At 60.1% G+C, this 17,995-nt stretch carries 12 protein-coding genes; 6 read left to right on the top strand and 6 right to left on the bottom strand.

Features of this window, described 5'->3' with window-relative positions; all coding sequences use genetic code 11:
• Nucleotides 1–285 precede the first annotated feature (285 nt).
• The 3 genes from ACB028_RS02725 to mscM all read right to left on the bottom strand — a co-directional run bounded on the left by ACB028_RS02725 (nt 286) and on the right by mscM (nt 6,303).
• A complete protein-coding gene (locus ACB028_RS02725) occupies nt 286–2,163 on the bottom strand; it encodes a methyl-accepting chemotaxis protein (RefSeq protein ID WP_042025687.1) in 1,878 nt (625 codons plus the stop codon).
• Nucleotides 2,164–2,295: 132 nt separating this feature from the next.
• On the bottom strand, nt 2,296–3,003 hold the full coding sequence (locus ACB028_RS02720) for a glycerophosphodiester phosphodiesterase (protein WP_371143429.1): 708 nt from the start codon (nt 3,001–3,003) through the stop codon (nt 2,296–2,298).
• Nucleotides 3,004–3,030: 27 nt separating this feature from the next.
• Complete coding sequence (mscM, locus tag ACB028_RS02715; RefSeq protein WP_371143428.1) at nt 3,031–6,303, bottom strand: miniconductance mechanosensitive channel MscM; 3,273 nt, start codon at nt 6,301–6,303, stop codon at nt 3,031–3,033.
• 155 nt (nt 6,304–6,458) lie between these two features.
• Here mscM and ACB028_RS02710 point away from each other — a divergent pair, with 155 nt between their 5' ends.
• Nucleotides 6,459–7,796, top strand: a complete 1,338-nt coding sequence (locus ACB028_RS02710; protein WP_371143427.1) for an MATE family efflux transporter — start codon at nt 6,459–6,461, stop codon at nt 7,794–7,796.
• A 64-nt stretch (nt 7,797–7,860) separates the two neighbouring features.
• Here ACB028_RS02710 and ACB028_RS02705 read toward each other — a convergent pair whose 3' ends face one another.
• The gene (locus tag ACB028_RS02705) at nt 7,861–8,685 is read right to left on the bottom strand and encodes a M23 family metallopeptidase (protein ID WP_201940384.1); all 825 of its coding nucleotides are present in this window, start codon (nt 8,683–8,685) and stop codon (nt 7,861–7,863) included.
• A 228-nt stretch (nt 8,686–8,913) separates the two neighbouring features.
• Between ACB028_RS02705 and ACB028_RS02700 the strand changes: the two genes are divergently transcribed.
• Nucleotides 8,914–9,690 carry a BPSS1780 family membrane protein gene (locus tag ACB028_RS02700; RefSeq protein WP_371143426.1) on the top strand — a complete coding sequence of 259 codons (777 nt, stop codon included), beginning with the start codon at nt 8,914–8,916 and terminating at the stop codon, nt 9,688–9,690.
• A 46-nt stretch (nt 9,691–9,736) separates the two neighbouring features.
• Here the strand turns inward: ACB028_RS02700 and ACB028_RS02695 are convergent, their stop codons facing one another.
• Entirely contained in the window at nt 9,737–10,636 is a 900-nt protein-coding gene (locus ACB028_RS02695) for a LysR family transcriptional regulator (RefSeq protein WP_371143425.1), read from the bottom strand.
• A 123-nt stretch (nt 10,637–10,759) separates the two neighbouring features.
• On the opposite strand from ACB028_RS02695, the gene ACB028_RS02690 reads away from it, so the two are divergent.
• From ACB028_RS02690 to oxyR, 4 genes are all read left to right on the top strand, one after another.
• Nucleotides 10,760–11,620 carry a Vmh family MBL fold metallo-hydrolase gene (locus ACB028_RS02690; protein WP_371143496.1) on the top strand — a complete coding sequence of 287 codons (861 nt, stop codon included), beginning with the start codon at nt 10,760–10,762 and terminating at the stop codon, nt 11,618–11,620.
• Between the two features lie 83 nt (nt 11,621–11,703).
• Nucleotides 11,704–12,342 (top strand): DsbA family protein, encoded by a 639-nt coding sequence (locus tag ACB028_RS02685; protein ID WP_371143424.1) that lies wholly within the window; start codon nt 11,704–11,706, stop codon nt 12,340–12,342.
• A 168-nt stretch (nt 12,343–12,510) separates the two neighbouring features.
• On the top strand, nt 12,511–14,151 hold the full coding sequence (locus ACB028_RS02680; protein WP_026456064.1) for a methyl-accepting chemotaxis protein: 1,641 nt from the start codon (nt 12,511–12,513) through the stop codon (nt 14,149–14,151).
• Nucleotides 14,152–14,306: 155 nt separating this feature from the next.
• Nucleotides 14,307–15,206 carry a DNA-binding transcriptional regulator OxyR gene (oxyR, locus tag ACB028_RS02675; protein WP_042072284.1) on the top strand — a complete coding sequence of 300 codons (900 nt, stop codon included), beginning with the start codon at nt 14,307–14,309 and terminating at the stop codon, nt 15,204–15,206.
• A 47-nt stretch (nt 15,207–15,253) separates the two neighbouring features.
• On the opposite strand, the gene ACB028_RS02670 is transcribed toward oxyR, so the two are convergent.
• The gene (locus ACB028_RS02670) at nt 15,254–17,716 is read right to left on the bottom strand and encodes a penicillin-binding protein 1A (protein ID WP_061475607.1); all 2,463 of its coding nucleotides are present in this window, start codon (nt 17,714–17,716) and stop codon (nt 15,254–15,256) included.
• Between the last annotated feature and the right edge of the window lie 279 nt (nt 17,717–17,995).

Here is a 17,995-nt window from a genome sequence, read left to right as displayed (position 1 = left end):
TTTCTTTCAACAAAATGAGAATTACCTCTCTTTTTGGGTATCCGCAAAAAAGTTTTTAAGTTTTTTATTAAAAATGTTTATTGAGAATTATTACCAGTCATGATTTCGGATTAGTAAATCTAATTTATGTTGTGGGTGTGTGGCGAGGTGACCAGGTGTGGTGCCGTCCCGGGAATCGGGAAGGGAAGGGGGAGAGGTAAATCTGCTCGGTATTGGATTAATCACTGAAAAATAAGGGCTATTATGAAATGAAAGGGGGCCGGTGTGGCCCCCTTTTTAGCGCATTCAGATGCGGAACATACCCACCTGATTGTTCAGTTCACCCGAAATATTTTTCAGTTGTTCCGAGAGATGACGCGAGCTGTCGGCGTCTACCGCCAGTTCGTCAGAGACATCTTTCACCGCCTGAATGTTGCGACTGACCTCGTCGGTCACGGCCCGCTGCTCTTCGGCAGCGCTGGAGATCTGGGTTGCCATGTCGGAGATCTGGTTGATCGAGAGGGTGATCTGCTCGAGCGCCTGGGTGGCGTTGTTGGCATCATCCACGCTGTTTTGCGCCAGCAGCTGGCCCTCGTGCATGGTGCTGACCGCGCCCTGGGTGTTGCGTTGCAGGGTTTCGATCATGTTGCGGATCTCGACGGTGGAGCTGTGGGTGCGTTGTGACAGCACCCGCACCTCGTCGGCTACCACAGCGAAACCACGACCCTGCTCACCGGCACGGGCAGCCTCGATGGCGGCGTTCAGAGCCAGCAGGTTGGTCTGCTCGGCGATGCCCTGAATAGTGGAGAGGATGGTGTTGATCTCCTGGGCGTTCTTCTCCAGTTCCTGAATGATGTTGGAGGCTTGTTCGACCTGGGTTGCCAGATCCGTGATGGAGCGCTGGTTGCGGGCGATGACCTGCTTGCCGTGCTCGCAGCTGCTGGAGGAGGAGCGCGCCGCCTCGGCGGTCTGTTCGGCATTGCTGGCCACTTCCACTGCGGTGGCGGACATTTCGTGCACGGCGGTGGCAATCTGGGAGATCTCGTTCTGCTGGCGCGCCAGCCCCTGACTCGATTTCTCGGCCATGTTGTGGGAGGACTTGGCCTGCTGGTTGAGCTGGGTGGAGGAGTTGGAGATATCCTGCACCATGGTGTGGATCCGATCGATGAAGGTGTTGACGTGTTTGGCTACAGTTCCCACCTCGTCGTCCCGCTCGATCTTGATGCGGCGGGTCAGATCGCCATTGCCACGGGAGAGATCGGCAATGGCCTCACCCAGGGTTTTCAGCGGTGCCAGGGAGCCGTGGATGGCCACGTAGGAGAAGCCGGCCACTATGATGATGGTGATCAAGCCTTGCAACAGGGCCGAGGTGACCATGCGTCTGACTGACTGATAGGCCACCGCATCATCCACCACTATGCCGTAGTACCAGTTGGTGTTGGGGATAAGGTTCAGGTCGAACACGCTCAGCTTGCCGCTGATATCCATCTCGGAGATGGTGCCGTCATTGGCAATCCGGTTGACGCCGGCAGCCGTCAGCTCGGGGGAGAGCTCGGTGGCCGGTTTCAGGGTCAGCGAGGTGTCAGGGTGGGCGATGATGGTGCCATTGCTGTCGATCAGCACAGCGTAGGTGCCCTCGGTGTTGACCGCCAGAATGTCGGAGACCAGACCGCTGATGGAGACATCACCGGCGATCACCCCCTGGGTGTTGCCGCGCTGGAATGGCTCGGCGATGGTGATGATGAGTTGGCCCGTGGTGATGTCGGCATAGGGAGAGGTGATGGTCATCTTGCCCGCAGTCGTGGCGTCCTGATACCAGGGGCGCTTGCGGGGATCATAACCGGCTGGCAGGTCGGTCGGTTTGCTCTGGATCATCCGGCCATCCGTGGTGCCCACATAAACCAGATCGAAGCCGCCTGCATTCATGGATTGGGCGAGATGGCTGATGGGCTCGTCTTCCTTGGCAAAGGCTTCCTTGGTGGAGCTGACCATGTTCACCCTGGCGTCGAGCCAGCGGGAGATCCCCTTGACGTTGGCAGCAGAACTTTCGTCGATGAAGTTCCAGATCAGTCGTTGAGTCTCGCTGCGCAGTTGCGAGGTGTTGTACCAGACCTGCAGACCGGTGATCACCAGAATGATGACCCCGATGGCGAGGACGAGTTTGTTTTTGATCGACAAGTTCATAATTACATCCTTGTGAGCGTCAGTCTGAAGTAGGTGTATTGCGTTGTTATTGTTGTGAGCCAACTCTTATCGGCCGAGTTTGAACTTTTTGTATCCCGATCAGCTTTCTAAAGTTAGTGCTGATCGGGCGTCTTAGCCATCTACAGGGTCAGGGTGGCCGGATGGGAGGAAGCGATCCGGACGATTGGTGAAAATACCGTCGACGCCCCACTGCGCCAGCCGCTGCTGATCGGCGAGATGATCCACGGTATAGACCAGCACCTTGAGCCCCCGTTGGTGGGCATCCTCAATCAGCATCTCGTCGACAAAATCCACATCGCAGTTGATGGACCAGGCCCCCAGGCGTTCGGCGAACAGGGCCAGGTTGAGGGGCAGGTTGGCAGTGAGGGCGCCGAGGCGGATCTCGGGCCGCAGGCCGGCAAAGCTGGCCAGCTCGGGGTGATGAAAGGAGGAGACAATCCACTGGGCAGTGGTAAAACCAAGCTCGGCCTCTGCCTTTTTGGTCAATGCCGCGACTGGCTTGGCGGTATTGGCCCCCTTGAGCTCGATATGCAGCTCGCAGCGGCCTCTGATCAGGCTCATCACCTGCCACAGGGTCGGGATGGGCTCGCCGTCGCCTGCATCCAGACTCTGCAGATAGGCGCAGGATTGCTCGCTCAGTACCCCCTCGCCATTGGTACAGCGTTCCAGCCGTCGGTCATGGAAGACCCACAATTCGCCGTCGGCGGCCTGCACGTCGATCTCGATGGCCTCAGCTCCCTGTGCCAGCGCCAGGGCGATCGCCTTGAGGGTGTTCTCGGGCGCCAGTCCGCTGGCTCCCCGATGGGCAATGATCTGCATGCTTGCTCCTTTGCGTGCCGGGTCGGGTCAGCCCCGGGTCAGGTGAATGTCTATCTGCTGGTGGGGCAGGGTGAGCCCCTGCTGCTGCAGTTTATCCAGCACCAGCGAATGGACCTCGTGGGTGATGGGCATCCGGTGATCCATGTTGTTGACGTAGAGACGGATCTCGTAGATCAGCGCCGAATCGGTGAACTCGACCAGGAACACCTCCGGGGTCGGGCTATCCAGCACCAGGGTCGATGCCTGTATCGACTCTTCCAGAATGCGCTGCACCAGCTTGGGATCCCGGGTGAGGCCGATGCGGATGCGCAGTTTGACCCGGGTGATGGCATCCGACAGCGACCAGTTGATGAACTGCTCGGTGATGAACGCCTTGTTGGGGACGATGATCTCCTTCCTGTCCCAATCCACTATGGTGGTGGCCCGGGTCTTGATCTTGGTGACGGTACCGGTCAGATCCCGGATGGTGACGGTGTCGCCGAGGCGGATCGGTTTTTCGAACAGTATGATGAGGCCGGAGACGAAGTTGGCGAAGATCTCCTGCAAACCGAAACCCAGGCCCACCGAGAGGGCCGCCACCAGCCACTGGGTCTTGGACCAGTCGATGCCGAGCATGGAGAAGCCGGTGAGGGCGCCTATCAGGATCACCAGGTACTTGCTGACGGTGGTGAGAGCAAAGCCGGTCCCCGGTGAGAGGCTCAGGTGCTGGAGCAGGGTTAGCTCCATCAGACCGGGCAAGTTGCGGGCCGTCACCACCGTCAGGATAAAGATGAAGGCCGTCATCATCAGATCCTGCAGGGTGATGGCGGAGAGCTGCTCGATGCCGCCTATCTTGTTGCTCACCTGCCACACCTCGATGTTGCTCAGGAAGCTGAAGGCGGAGTTGAGATCCGACCATTGCACCAGCAGCAACATGGTGAAGCCCAGCATCAACAGGGTGCGCACCAGCCCGAGGGACTGGGCGCTGATGGTGTCGAGATCCAGCTCCGCCTCTTCCACCACATCGGGGATCTCCGAACTGAGATCGCTGTTGGGATCGTCCCGCTGGGCCAGGATCTCGGCCCGCTTGCTCTTGGCCCGTTCGAAGGCGAGGCGGCGGCGCTGGATCAGCATCCAGCGTCTGGCCAGGTAGTAGACGAGCAGGGCGCCGAGCCCCATCAGCAGACTCAGCTCCAGCTGCCTGAGCAGGGTGCGGGAGGTGTAGAAGTAGCCGAACAGGGAGCCGATCACCGCCAGCAGGGGGGCCAGCATCAGGCTGTTCCAGATAAAATGGTGCAGCAGATGGGGCTTGCTCATGTCGCTCTGGCCCCAGGTCAGCGGCAGCCGCTCCCGGTTGAGGCGGGCGAAGAACAGCAGCAGCCAGAGGGCGCCGATGATGAAGGCCAACCTGCCGAGGGAGTCGTAGAAGGCGTGCTCCTGGTAGCTGTTCGCCATCCCCTGTACGAAGAAGCTCGGGATCAGCACCAGCAGCAGGGTACGAAATTGCCCCCAGACTCGCTGTACTCGCTCTTTGGACCAGCGGAAGTGGTGGATCAGGATCCCTTTCTCCAGAGTGAGGTGGCGCGCCATCATCAGGGCCAGCAGCAGGAACCAGATCTCGCCAAGCCCCCGGCCCACCGCTACCGCGCAGGGATATTGCCAGACCCCCTCGAGCAGGCCGCGCACCATCAACACTATGGCCGGGAACGGCAGCGAGGCGATCAGGGTACGCAGCAGCAGGCGACTGGTGAGGCTGTACTTGTCCTGGGTGACCTTGCCGATGCGCGGCGCCACGTGTTCGCAGAAGCGGACCAGGTGGCCGGCCAGCTTGAACCAGCTCCAGGCCAGCACCAGCAGGCCGAGACCGGCCATCGTGAGGGTCAGGGGATTGTTCTCGGCGATGGCGCGGGGCAGTTGCAACCAGTTGTTCGGGTTGAAGGCCAGCGCCAGGGCGGCGGGGATGCCGAGGATGACCTGGGGAGTGAAGGGGCGCACGTCCGGCAGCCAGAACAGGTGGCTGGCGCTGAGCTCGCGGATCTCGTCGATCTTGCTGTTCTGGCGGCTGTAGAGCAGCTTGAGCCGGGTCTGTTCCTGGATCAGGGTATCGGAGGCATCGTTGAGACGGGTCAGCAGCTGGCGGCGGGCCTTGAGCAGGTTGTCGAGTACCGCCAGTTGCGAGCGATCCAGAGTCACCTCTTCGCCGGCCAGCAGTTGTTCGCGCAATTGACGAGGATCGGCGAGGTCATCCTGCTCGGTCTCGTACTGATATTTGGCCCTGCGGGCGTTGACGATGGCCGACTCCAGCTTGTCCAGCGGGAAGTAGGCGGGCAGATCCGCCAGCTTGCTGCGCAGGTTTTCGCCATAGGCATTGCTGATCTGCAGCCACTCCAGCTGTTCGCGCACCGAGTTGACCAGCTCGTTGAGGGTAAACAGGTTCTTGTCGATGGTGCGCTGCTCGTCCTGAACCCGCTCTATCTCGTCTTCGAGACCGCTGAGTTGCAGGGAGAGGGCCTGGTTCTGCTTTTGTTGCTCCAGCAGCAGCGGCATGTCGGAGGTGAGCTGTTTGCGCAGCCGCTCGCTCTCCGCCAGCGCCTGCTCCGTTTTCTCACGGCGCAGCTGGTTCTGCTGGTTCAGCAGGCTGGTCTGCCACTCATCCTCGTCGGCGATGGCCAGGTTGAGCTCCTGCAGCTTCAGCTTGCCAAGATCGTTGCGTTGCTGGGCCGAGAGCTGCTCCAGCTCCAGCATCTGGATCCGGTCAGAGAGGCTTTGCTCCTTCATGCGGGTCACCAGTTGCTGGGCCTCCAGCAGCCGATCCGACTCGCTCCCCAGGCTCAGGCGATCCAGCTGGCTGCGAGTCAGCTGCAGCTGCTTGCGCAGGTCGTCCACCCGCAGGTGATACTCCTGGCCCGTGCTTTCGAGCTGATTGAGGCTGTCCATCACCCCCTGGCGCTCCTTGCGCAGGTTGAGCTGGCGGTTGTTACTCAGGCCAATGGCCTGGCGCAGGGTCTCCTCCTTGAGGCGGGAGAGGGGAGGCCGGGCAGCGGGTTGATAGTTGTGCAGGCTCTCCTTGAGGCGGCTCGACTCCTGGGGATAGTCGATGAGGATCTGCTGGTAGGCCTTGCTCTGTTCCCGGTAGCGTTCGGCCTCGCGGGCAAACTGCAGTGCCTGCTGATAGCTCTCGCGCAGCTTCTGGTTTTCGGGGGTATCGCTTTTGGGTACGCTTTGCAGCAGGGCTTCGGCCTGGGTGACGGCGTCCTCGGCCCAGGCGGATGACAAGGGGACAAGACAGAACAAAAAGAGGGTGAGCAGGCGTTGCAACATGAGGCTCGTTTCTGGTCATGAAGGATGGCCCTAGCCTAAAGCAGTGAAGGGCGGTGGGTAAAGGTGGTTATCCTTAATGACTCATCACATAAATAACAGGAACTCATCCGGACGTTCCGCTATGATGCCGCCGCTTTCTCCTCTTTGAGCCGATTATGTCAGCCGTTGATCTGGGCACCGCCCCCCTCTCTCGCCTCTTCTGGCGTTACGTTACCCCGACCGTGGCCACCATGCTGGTCACCGGCATCTATGTCACCATAGATGGCATCTTCGTCGGTCATGTGCTCGGGCAGGATGGCCTGGCCGGTCTGATGCTGGCCTATCCCATCTGCGCCATTCTTTATGCGGTGGGAGCCCTGATCGGCATGGGGGCCTCCTCGCTGGTCTCCTTCCATCTGGGGCGGAGCGACCCGGCCAGAGCGCGCCGTATCGTGGGCAACGCGCTGGTGCTGGTGGTGTTTTCGTCGCTCCTGCTCAGTGTTATCGGGCTGCGCTATGGCGGCCCCATGCTGGCCTGGATGGGGGCCGAGGGGGAGATCTTTACCGCAGGCCTCGCCTATTTGCAGGCTTATGCCTGGCTGGGCGGCTTTGCGGTGCTCTCGATGACGTTCAGCTCGCTGCTGCGCAATGATGGGCGGCCCGGCTTTGTCAGCCTCATCATGGTGCTTGGTTGCCTGATCAATGTGCTGCTCGACTATCTGTTGATGGTGGTGTTTCCGTTTGGCCTGGCTGGAGTGGCCACGGCCACCATGCTGGCCCAGGCGGTCACCGGTCTGTGCTGCCTGTGGCACTTCTTCACCCCCCGCAGCCAGCTGCGCATCGGTCTGGACAGCCTGCGCCCCGACCCGGCACTGATGGCCGATACCCTGAGGCTCGGTGTCTCCAGCTTTCTGATGTACCTCTATCTGTCTGTGGTGTTGGCGCTGCACAACAAGGCGCTGCTCTCGGTCGGCACCTCCCTCCATGTGGCTGCCTACGGGGTGATCAGCTACACCGAGGCCTTTTTCTATCTGGTATTCGAGGGGATAGCCATGGGCATCCAGCCCATCGCCAGCTTCAACGCCGGGGCCGGCCACTGGCAGCGGGTGCTGCGCATACGCAATCTGGCGCTCGGGGTGACCCTGGGCATCGCCCTGTGTGGCATGGTGCCGCTCTACCTGTGGCCGGAAGCGGCTGTCTATCTGTTCGCTGGCGACAACGCGGCGCTGCTTCCGGTGGCGAGCCTCGGGATCTGGCTCTACTTCTGGGGCCTGCCGATGGAGGGATTGTTGCTGGTGGGGGCCACCTATTTCCAGGCCATCAACCGGGCCCGTATTGCCTCCTTGCTGACTGGTGGCAAGCTGGTGCTGATCGGCGCCTTCTTGTGGGGATTCTCCTCCTTGTGGGGTGTCCCCGGTGTCTGGCTGGCGTTGCCCAGTTGCAGCGCCTTGCTGGTGCTGCTGATGTGGCGTGCCATGCGCGGGGAGGCCAGTGCTCACGGGGTGGCGAGCTAGCCGTAGTGATAGGATGGTAGACGACAAAAAGGCAGCCAACTGGCTGCCTTTGTCGTCGTGGGGCTTAAGGTTTGAAAGCCCCGATAAAGATGGCGGGATCGACCCGGGTATCGTTGAGGCTGACGTTCCAGTGCATATGGGGGCCGGTGGCGCGGCCGGTAGCGCCCACCCGGCCGACGATGCCGCCGCGGGGCAGGCTCTGGCCCAGCTTCACGTCGACCTTGGACATATGGCAGAACATGCTGATGAGCCCCTGGCCGTGATCGACGAAGACGGTGTTGCCGTTGAAGAAGTAGTTGCCGATGAGGATCACCTTGCCTGCCGCCGGTGACTTGATGGGGGTGCCGGCACCCACGGCAAAGTCGAGGCCGGAGTGGGGATTGCGTTCCTCACCGTTGAAGAAGCGGCGCAGGCCGAACGGGCTGGAGAGGGGGCCATTGACCGGTTTGTCGAACAGCAGATTGCTGGGCTGGTTGGGGCTGAAAGTCTGGTAGGCGCGGGTCTGCTCCGCCAGCTCGCGGTTGATGCGCACCATGTCCTCGGCCAGCGGATTGACCTGGCGACCGTTCTTGAGCTTGATGTGCTGCTCGCGGTAGTGCTTGGGAGTGACGGTGAAGTTGAGGGTTCGACCATCATTTACCTGCAACTGGTGGGCACCTGTCTTGCTCTTGAGGGAGATGCCGACGATGGCGATCCAGCGCTTGCCCTCTTCACGCACTACCAGCACCGGTTTGCCCTGATAGCGGGCAGTCGGTGCCTGCGCTTCACTGCCCAGCGGCACCACGGCGACACCGCCCGGCACCGGATGATTGAGCAGACGGCTGATAAAGCCTTCGGCCAGTGCCGACTGGCTGGCCAGCAACAACAACAGACAACAAACAACTCTCATGACGATACCACTCGCGATCAAAACAGGGGGAAACGGAACTGCTGCAAGGGGCTGATTGTGCCTCGTTCCCACCGTGACGGCCAGCCTGTGAGCCTGCCCGTGCCGGTTTTGTGGCGCTGCTGCGTCAGGTTTGTGTGATGAGGGCAGGGCGTTGCCATTGAGTCGTATCCGCCCTGCCTCTAGAATCGGCATCCAGTACTGATGCCCACGATACACAGAGGAGATGACATGAACGGATTACCCACTTTGCGCACAAACCCGGCACGCCACCCGATCGGCCGTGGCTGGGTCTGGGTCCGCAGCGGGTTCGATATCTTCAACAAGGGGATGGGCGTCAGCGTGGCCATGGTGCTGGTCTGGTTTGTGGTCGGCATGGTGCTGGATCAGTTGCCGGCGGGCAGCCTCATCTCCCAGCTGCTTTATATGGTGTGGGGGGCAGGTTGGGCCGTGGTGGCAGCTCGGGGCTATCGGGGGGAGGCCCTCAATTTTGCCGATCTGTTTGCCGGATTTCGTCACAAGCTGACCCCGCTGATGCTGGGGGGGCTCCTGGTGCTGGGGCTGTTCAGCCTGATCGGGCTGGTGTGTCTCGGATTGCTCTCCAGCTGGGGATTGCTTCCCGTGCTGAGCCAGGATCCAGAGACCATGGTGGTATCGCCCGGCCAGCTGCAACAGCTGTTGCTGGTGCTGCTGGTGGGCACGGCGCTGCTCATTCCGGCGCTGATGGCGGTGACCTTTGCCCCGGCCCTCATCTATTTCCACGATGTGGGCATTGTGCAGGCCGTGCGTCTGAGCTTTGCTGGCTGCTGGCGCAATATGTGGCCCTTCTTCTGGTGGGGGGCTCTGTGCGCCATCCTGCTGCTGTTCGGCGCCGCCTTGATGCTGGTCGGTCTGTTGGTGGTGATCCCGGCGCTCAACTACTCCATTTATGTGGCCTATCGGGATATCTTCCTCGATGAGAGCGAAGAGGCGCAGCCGCCCGTCACACCGTTCGGCTTCGAAGCCTGATGCAAGATAAAGAAGGGGCCTTAAGGCCCCTTTTTTATTGTGGTGGTTACTCCTGCCAGAGAGGATCGTCCGCCATGCGCGCCACCAGAAAGTCGAGGAAGCTGCGCAGCAGCGGCGACATCTGCTTGCGGGTTGCATAGACCCCGTAGACGCCGAGCCGCTTGGGTTGCCACTGGGGCAGCAGGGCAATCAGCTCGCCACGTTCCAGATAGGGCTGCGCCGAGTAGCGGGGCTGCAGGCTGATCCCGGCGCCTTTCAGGGTCGCTTCCAGCAGCAGGTTGGAGATATTGGCGCTGAGGTTGCCGCTGACCGGCACCGACTCCGGGCCATCCGGCCCGCTGAACTCCCACAGGCTCTTGCCGAAATAGGTGTAGGTCAGGCAGTTGTGCAACGCCAGATCCTGGGCCTTGTGCGGGGTCGGGTGGCGAGCCAGGTAGTCCGGGCTGGCGCACACCACAGAGTGGCAGGTGCCGAGACGGCGGGCCACCAGATTGGGATCCAGATCGTTGGTGATGCGTACCGCCAGATCGATCCGCTCCTCCACCAGGTTGACGGTTCTGTCGAGCAGCAGGATATCGATGGCAGTGCCCGGATAGCGGGCAAGGTAGTCGTTGGCTGTCCCCACCAGCAGCGCCTCGGAGAGGGAGTAACTGCTGGTGATCCGCAGCTGTCCCTTGGGGGCGTCATCCCCCCGTATGGCGACCTGCTCCATCTCCTCGCCCAATGCCAGCATGAGGCGGGCGCGGCCCAAGGTCTCTTCCCCCGGGCCGGTCAGGCTCAGACGCCGGGTAGTGCGGTGCAGCAGGCGTGCCCCCATCCAGTGTTCCAGTTCTGCCAGATAGCGGGAGACCATGGCCCGCGACATCTCCAGCTTTTCGCCTGCCCCGCTCAGGCTGCCCTGCTCCACGACGGTGACGAAGACCCGCAATGCGGTCAGTCGATCCATGTATGCCCCTCAATATGCTCGATATACGCAACAGTGATGCGCGTTACACGCTGTATTTGCAACTTAATCGTTCCAATAGACTGTGTCCATCCAATGACCCGAATGATGAATGAGGAACACATGATGAACAGCACCCTGATCCGCAACCTGACCCTGGCCACCACTCTGTTGAGCGGCGCAGCCCTGGCCAGCCCTTTGAGCGTGACCGTTTACAACCCGGGCGAGCAGGGGATCTTCCCCGTCTCCTCCTCCTTGGTGGCGGGCGACAAGGAGGCGATCCTGATCGATGCCCAGTTTGACGTAGAGAATGGCCAGGCACTGGTGGATCTGATCAAACAGAGCGGCAAGAAGCTGACCACCGTCTACATCAGTGGCGGCGACCCGGATTTCTACTTCGGCCTGGAGCCCATCAAGGCGGCCTTCCCCGACGTGAAAGTCCTCGCCGATCAGCATGTGGTGGATCACATCAACAAGACCAAGGATGACAAGCTGGCCTACTGGGGCCAGATCCTGGGTAAGGGGGCTCCGAAAAGCCTGACGGTGCCCGAGGTGATGACCGCTAACCATCTGACCCTCGAAGGGCAGCAGATCGAGGTGCGGGAGATGAATACGCCGAGTGCCTATTTGTGGGTGCCTTCCATCAAGACGGCGCTGGGCGGCGTGGCGGTATACGGTGGAGTCCACGTCTGGATGGCGGATAGTCAGACCAAGGCGGCCCGCACCAGCTGGGTCGAGACCCTGAACGGCTTGCTGGCGCTCAAGCCCGAGCGCGTGGTGCCGGGCCACTTCCTCGGTGCCGAGCCCAAGGGTAGCGATGCAGTCACCTTTACCCGCGACTATGTGCAGCGTTTCGAGCAAGAGTTGGCGCAGGTCAAGCACTCAGGCGAGCTGGTCGAGCGTATGCAGAAAGCCTACCCCGCCCTGCCGGTCGATGACGGCCTGGCCATCGGCGCCAAGGTCAATACCGGTGAGATGAAGTGGTAATACACCGAGCCGTTTCCCTGTGTTTTTTACCGGGCCCTGGGCCCGGTTTTTTGATCCGGACGATATTCAAGGAAAATTACGCCATGAATGCACACACTCTCACTCTGCATTACGTCTATGACCCCCTCTGTGGCTGGTGCTATGGGGCCGCCCCCCTGCTGGCGGCCGCCGCAGGCATCCCGGGGATCGCCATCGAGCTGCATGCCGGCGGCCTCTGGCTGGGGGCTCGTCGCCAGCCGATGGGGATGGCGCTGCGTGACTATGTTCGCCCCCACGATGAGCGGATCGCGGCCTTGACCGGTCAGTCCTTTGGCGAGCGTTACTTCAACGAACTGCTGCTCCGGGAGGGGGGAATGCTGGACTCAGAGCCTCCCATTCGCGCCATCCTGGCGGTGACAGCTCTGGGGGGAGATGGACTTGCCATGTTGCACCGGCTCCAGCAATCCCACTATCGGGACGGCATCTGGGTTGGTGCTCTCGCCACACTGGCCGCCTTGGCGGCGGAGCAGGGCATATCGCAAGAGGCGTTTATCAATGTCTATCAGGAGGTGGATCTGGCCGCTCATCTGGCGGATAGCCAGGGCTGGATGGAGCGGCTGGGTGGCCAAGGGTACCCCACTCTCGGAGTGGAGCAGAATGGCCGGATCCTCGGCATTCGGGTCGCCGATTTTTACGGGGATCCGGAGAGTCTGTGCCGCCAGTTGATGGCCCTGATGCGCTGATCCCGCAGGCTCGATTCAGAGACGCGGAAGAGAGTTTTTTTCATGTGAAATAACATGATGGCAGAAGCGCTATGAGGGACTTCTGTTTTCTGCATGCGGGCTATGCTCTATATGACCATTTCCGGGAGATATTTCGGGAGTGAAGACTCATATCAAGGAAGCCCTCATATGTTCAAAAACATGTCTATTGGCCAGAAATTGAGTGCCGGATTCGCCATTCTGGCGTTGCTTGTCCTTGGGTTGGCCTGGTTTTCCAGCAGTCAGCTGGCGCGGCTTTATGATGATACCGAAACCATCACCAGCAACCTGTTGCCATCGACTCGTCTGGCCGCCCAGATGCATGTTTCCATTCTGGATGCCCGTCGCTCTGAACTGGCCCAGGTGATCGCCAGTCTCAACAAGGATGATGAGGAAGTGAACGAGCGGGCCCGTACCTTTGATCAGGCGAAACAGGAGTTCGAGAAGGCTATTCAGGCATATGGCGCCCTCACGTTCAGTACCAGCGAAGAAAAACAGGTCTATGAGCAGGCGAAGGCGGCCGGAGCCAAGTATTTTGCGGTGCATGACGAGTTAATGAAGGCTTTTGCCGCCGATGATCTGCAGAAGGTCAAGAGTTTGCGTCGTAACGAGACCCGGGTCGCATTGGAGGAAGTCGGCGCCAAGGCATTTCAGTTACGGGAGATCAATACCGAAATAGCCAACAAGATGACCCAGAATGTGGCTGCACTCTACAGCAGTGCCAAGACCATGAGCATCATCGTCAGCCTGGTGACCCTCGGGTTTGTGGTGGCGATAGCCTGGTTGTTGACGGGACAGGTCCGAAATCCAGTGATGGCACTGCTTGAGCAAACCCGCAAGGTGTCGGCGGGGGATCTCACCTCGCACCTCGACATGCATAAATTCAACAACGATGAACTGGGCACTCTGGCCAAAGGGTTTGGCGAGATGCAGGGCAATTTGCGAACCCTGGTCAGCGAAGTGTCGGGCTCTGTTGTGCAGCTGAGCTCCGCCGCCGAGGAGATAAGTTCGGTAGCCAGCCAGTCCGCCAACAACATGAATGCCCAGCAGCATGAACTGAACCAGCTGGCGACTGCGATGAACGAGATGCAAGCGACGGTACAGGAGGTTTCTCGCAACACCAGCGATGCGGCGAGTGCCGCCACCTCGGCCAGTGAAACGGCCGAGCTTGGCGCAAGAACGGTGAATGATTCCATCCAGCGCATCGAGCGGGTGGCCGGCGCCATCGAAAGCACGGCCGTGGTTATCCGCCAACTGGGGGATGACAGCCGCAATATCGGCATGGTGCTTGAGGTTATCCGCGGCATTGCCGAGCAGACCAACCTGCTGGCACTGAACGCGGCCATCGAAGCCGCCCGAGCCGGTGAACAGGGGCGCGGGTTTGCGGTAGTAGCCGATGAAGTGCGTACCCTGGCCAAGCGTACCCAGGATTCCACCTCCCAGATCAACACCATCATCGCCGAGCTGCAACAGCGCGCCGAGCAGGCGGGCACGACCATGATGCAGAGCCAGGAGCTGATGAATGCGACGGTCGCGACGGCCCGTGAGGCCGGTGAGTCCATCTCCCAGATCAGTGGCTCGGTCAGCAGTATCTCCCACATGAATATCCAGATCGCCACGGCAACCGAGGAGCAGGGGGCGGTGAGCGAGGAGCTCAATCGCAACGTGGTCAATATCAGCCACGCTTCGGAGGAGGTTGCGGCTGGCGCCACCCAGATGGCGCAGGCATGCAACGAGCTCAACCATCTGGCCACCCAGTTGCAGGATATGGTTCGCCGCTTCCGTGTTTGAGGACACTTGAAGGCAAGCCCGGTTACCGCGAGGTGGCCGGGCTTTTGTTATCTGGAGATCGGGTACTTTCCCTTGATGACCTGGGGGTCATGCTTGTTCCAGAAGCCAATCTTGTGCATGCTGATGGCTCTTTTGCCAGTCAGGACTCTTGTTGTATGAATCTTCGCGATCTCGAATATCTGGTGGCACTGGATGAGGAGAAACACTTTCGCAAGGCGGCGGAGCGCTGCTTTGTCAGCCAGCCGACCCTCAGTGGTCAGCTGCGCAAGCTGGAGGATGAGCTGGGGGTGATCCTCATCGAACGTACCTCGCGCAAGGTGTTGTTCACTCCGGCCGGTGATGCCATGGCGCATCAGGCCAGGCGGGTACTCAAGGAGGTGCGTGAACTCAAGAGCATAGGTCAGCACTTCTCCGACCCCATGTCGGGAGAGATCCATATCGGTTTCATTCCCACGGTGGGACCTTATCTGCTGCCCCGCATCATCCAGACCTTGCGTGAAAGCTTTCCCCAGCTTGAGTTCTATCTCTATGAAGAGCAGACCCACGTACTGCTGAAACGGCTGGAAGAGGGGGAGCTGGATTGCGTCATCCTGGCCGAAATGGAGGGGATGGACGGGTTTGGCGCCATCCAGCTCTACCATGAGCCGATGTGGTTGGCCGTCCCCAGCCACCACCCGGAGGCCCAGGCCAGACAGGTACCGCTCGGCAATCTCAAGGGCAAGAAATTGCTGATGCTGGAAGATGGCCACTGCCTGCGGGATCAGGCGATGGGCTTCTGTTTTGCCGGTGGGATTGGCGAGGATCAGCGCTTCAAGGGCACCAGTCTCGAGACCTTGCGCAATATGGTAGCAGCGGGCAGTGGCATGACCCTGATCCCTCAACTGGCGGTACCGCCCAATCACGATGAAGGTGGGGTAAGTTACCGCCCGGTGATAGAGCCTGTGCCCGGGCGAACCATCGCCATGCTCTATCGTCATTACTCGGTACGCCGGCCTTGTTTCAACGAGCTGGCCGCCCGCATCATCAAATTGATGGCTGGGCAGTTGACCAAATAAAAAAATCGGCAGCCAAGGCTGCCGGTTCTGTTTTTGCTATGCGGGGATCAGAAGATATCGTCGGTCGAGACGGGGCCTTCGCTGTTTGTGTTGTCACCACCATAGACCTGGTTGCCGTCCGAGCTGGGAGAGGCATAACGGGTCGGTTCTGTCCCCTCCTTGAAGTACTCATTCGTACCACCACCGGCGGCCAGCAGGCCGGTTTCGCTGTCGATCCTGACCGTCATAATCCCCTCTGGTACAGGCATCTTGTGCTCGGGTACTCCCTTGAGGGCGACTTTCATGAAGTCGATCCACATGGGTTGGGCAGTACCGCCCCCGAACTCACCACGGCCAAGACTGCGCTGATGGTTGTCAAAACCGATCCAGGAGGTGGCAACCAGCTCAGGGGTATAGCCGGAGAACCAGGCATCCCTGGATTCGTTGGTGGTCCCCGTCTTGCCGGAAATATCGTGACGCTTGAGGTCACGGGCAGCACGCCAGCCGGTACCACGCCAGCCATTGCCACCCCAGATGGCGCTCGTCAGGGTGTCGGTGATGAGGAACGCGCTCTCGGCACTGATGGTGTGGGGCGCCAGCATGGGGGCAAGGGGCGCCGGATGAGCGTCAGAGCCGGGCTGTTGTGTTGGCTGCGACTCGGGCAGCAGCGCTGCTTGTTGTTCGCAATCGGCACAGGCAATCACGGGGTTGGCCTGATAGAGGATGTGTTCCTGGCTGTCGGTCACCTTGTCGATAAAGTAGGGGGTGACCAGGAAGCCGCCGTTTGCCAGCACAGAGTAACCGCGCACCACCTCGAGCGGAGTAAATTCGGCAGCACCCAGTGCCAGCGACTCATGCGGGGAGATGAAGTCACGCGGGAAGCCGAATCGGGTCAGCCCGTCGATGTAGGTATCCAGACCGATGGCGCGCATCAGGCGTACCGACATGACGTTCTTGGACTTGGCCAGCCCTATGCGAAGGGGGGTGGGGCCTTCATAGATGGCGGGCGAGTTTTTTGGTTGCCACATGGGGCCTTTGGATGGATCCCATTGGTTGATCGGGGCATCGTTGATCAGGGAGGCCAGGGTATAGCCGTGCTCCAGCGCTGTGGCGTACAGGAACGGCTTGATGTTGGAACCGATCTGGCGGCGTGCCTGATCGACCCGGTTGAACTTGGACAGCTCGAAGCTGAAGCCACCGACCACGGCCTCAAGGGCGCCATTTTTCGGGTTCATGGCGACCAGTGCCCCGTTGACGTCCGGGATCTGCGCCAGCAGCAGCTCTTCGCCCTGCTCGCGCACCCAGATCTGGGCACCCACTTTCAGGACATCACGAGCCGATTTCGGTAGATAGCTCTGGCGATCGTCGGTGATAAAGGAGCGAGCCCACTTGATGCCATTCCAGCCAAGCTCTGCCTCCTTGCCATTTTTCAATACCAGGGTGGCATTGCGATCCCCGAGCTTGGTCACCACAGCGGCCATCAGCGGCTCGTAGGTGGGCTGCTTGGCAAGGTGTGCCACTATCTGCTCATAATCCCAGGCCGGTTCACCCGCTTTCCACAGCTGTGCAGCCGGGCCGCGATAGCCGTGGCGCATGTCGTAGTCAAAGACGCCGTCGATCAATGCCTTTTTGGCTGCCCGCTGACGCTCCGCGCTGACCGTGGTGTAGACATGCAGACCCATGGTGTAGGCATCTTCGCCAAACTGCTCCACCATCTTCTGGCGAACCATCTCACCGAGATAGGGAGCGTTCAGGGTCACCTCGGCGCCGTGATAGCGGGCCTTGATCGGCATCTGGGATGCCTCATCAAACTGGGCACGAGTGATCTTGCCAGTCTCCAGCATCCGGCCCAGCACCACGTTGCGGCGAGCAAAGGCACGCTCGGGAGAGCGGATGGGGTTCAGCATGGAGGGCGCCTTGGGCAGACCTGCAATGATGGCGATCTCGTCCAGCCCCAGATCCTTGACCTCTTTGCCAAAGTAGACCTGAGCCGCAGCCCCGACTCCGAAAGAGCGGTAACCGAGGGGGATCTTGTTGAGGTAGAGCTCGAGGATCTCGTCCTTGGTGAGGTTCTGCTCGATCCGCCAGGCCAGGAACACTTCCTTGATCTTGCGAACGAGCGTCTTCTCGTTGCTCAGGAAAAAGTTGCGGGCTACCTGCTGGGTAATGGTACTGGCACCTTGGCGAGCCTGGCCCGAAATGGCCCAGACAGAAGCAGCACGGATGATGCCAATCGGGTCAATCCCCGGGTGCTCATAGAAACGGGCATCTTCGGTTGCCAGCACGGCATCGATCATCTGCTGCGGGATTTCGTCAAGGCGCAATGGAATACGACGAATTTCGCCATATTGGGAGATCAATTCACCATCGCGGCTGTAGACCCGCATCGGGGTCGCCAGCTTGACGTCACGCAGGGCGGTGACATCGGGCAATTGGGGTTTGATATAGAAATAGATGCCGATGAGGCTGGCAACACCCAGCACTGCACCCAGCATCATGACAATAAACAGGCGAACGAGCCATTTCAGCATGGAAGAACTACCAATCGTCTTAAAATTAGCCAACGGGCGCAGAGTATAGCCCTTTTGCCATCTGGAATTCGAGGTTTTCCTGTGGCCAGCGACCCACCTAAGAAGGGAGGCGAGAGGTTAGCATTACGGGGAACAATAACCAAGAATGGGATCCCCTCGGTCAGAAAGCGAGGTGGGTCACTTTTCGGTATAAACTTTATGACATTGATACTTAGAGCATTTAGGATTAATCAACCCGTCCTCTTGTGACGAGTGTCCTACACTCAATTCGGGAACAGA

Origin of the sequence: Aeromonas sp. S9(2024), from assembly GCF_041403185.1 — a bacterium.
Taxonomy (GTDB): domain Bacteria; phylum Pseudomonadota; class Gammaproteobacteria; order Enterobacterales; family Aeromonadaceae; genus Aeromonas; species Aeromonas enteropelogenes.
This window is presented reverse-complemented; position numbering and strand designations above follow the sequence as displayed.